Origin of the sequence: Neobacillus paridis (assembly GCF_016765675.1) — a bacterium.
Classification (GTDB): domain Bacteria; phylum Bacillota; class Bacilli; order Bacillales; family Cytobacillaceae; genus Neobacillus; species Neobacillus paridis.
In genome coordinates this window covers 1-579 of sequence record NZ_JAESWB010000329.1, presented here as the reverse complement: position 1 = coordinate 579, position 579 = coordinate 1, and the positions used below count along the sequence as shown (strand labels likewise).

The following is a 579-nucleotide window of genomic DNA, read 5'->3' as shown; positions in this document are numbered from 1 at the left end:
GGCAATTCGGTCTGCTGCCAGCCGTCCCGTGGGACTTGCCGGCTGCTGCGAAGCGTTGTGTTCGTCAGCAGCAGAGAAAGCGATTATGCGGTGTTTGGAGCTTGCCGTCAACACTTTCGACGATTTGGTTCCAAATTTTTTTCAGTTCGTGTGGCGCGGCTGGCTGGGATCGAACCAGCGACCCTTGGCTTCGGAGGCCAATACTCTATCCACTGAGCTACAGCCGCGTCGAGATGCTGAAACAGGCGTGCAGGATACCGCCTTTCTTGTGCGCCGTCCATGGATAGCCGGGTTTTTCGTGCCAAATTGGCGATGTTAAGTCTATAATCAAGGGTTTGGCGAGACATTGCTTTGCGGCATGCAGGGTAGCAGCGTCGGGGCGCTTCGCCGCAGATTTCGAACAAATCGTACTTGAGGAAATAATGAGCGACGCACACAACGAACACGAGTCCGTAATACGCACACCCAAGCAACTGATTGCCGCCGTCCTTGCAGGTTTTCTGATTCCAATCATTTGTATCGTGCTGCTCGTCCAGTACGTGACCAATAACAATCGCGTGGGCGCCGGTTCTGCCGGGC

General features: G+C 54.7%; 1 tRNA gene. It reads right to left on the bottom strand.

Features of this window, described 5'->3' with window-relative positions:
• Positions 1–151: 151 nt before the first annotated feature.
• A tRNA-Arg gene (locus JK635_RS29065) sits at positions 152–227 on the bottom strand.
• Positions 228–579: the final 352 nt, after the last annotated feature.